The organism is Burkholderia sp. BCC1047, from assembly GCF_902833155.1.
GTDB classification, from domain to species: Bacteria; Pseudomonadota; Gammaproteobacteria; order Burkholderiales; family Burkholderiaceae; genus Burkholderia; species Burkholderia sola.
In genome coordinates this window covers 1-529 of sequence record NZ_CADFEH010000081.1, presented here as the reverse complement: position 1 = coordinate 529, position 529 = coordinate 1, and the positions used below count along the sequence as shown (strand labels likewise).

At 65.8% G+C, this 529-nt stretch carries 1 protein-coding gene; it reads right to left on the bottom strand.

Features of this window, described 5'->3' with window-relative positions; translation table 11 throughout:
- Positions 1-58 precede the first annotated feature (58 nt).
- Positions 59-529 (bottom strand): SDR family oxidoreductase (locus tag HWX55_RS35895; RefSeq protein ID WP_175979097.1); only part of this gene is annotated, 471 nt, incomplete at its 5' end.

Below are 529 nucleotides of genomic sequence, written 5' to 3'. Positions count from 1 at the left end.
CGCCATCTCGAGAAGGGCGGTGGCGCGGAAGTCGCCTACCGTCGGGGAAACGCCGGCGTTACTGCATGAACCAGCCGTGGCTGACGACGAACGACTGGCCGGTGAGCGCGGCGCTCGGGAACGCCGACAGGAACAGCACCGTCTGCGCGACGTCCTGCACCGTCGTGAACACGCCGTCGACCGTGTTGCCGAGCATCACCTTCTTGATCACGTCCTCTTCGCTGATGCCGAGCTCCTTCGCCTGCTCCGGAATCTGCTTGTCGACCAGCGGCGTGCGCACGAAGCCCGGACACACGACGTGCGAGCGCACGTTGTGCTTCGCGCCTTCCTTCGCCAGCACGCGCGCGAGACCCAGCAGGCCATGCTTGGCCGTCACGTACGCGGACTTCAGCGGCGACGCCTCGTGCGAGTGCACCGAACCCATGTAGATCACGACGCCGCCGCGATCGTCCTTGTACATGTGCTTGAGCGCGGCCTTCGTCGTCAGGAACGCGCCGTCCACGTGGATCGCCTGCATCTTCTTCCAGTC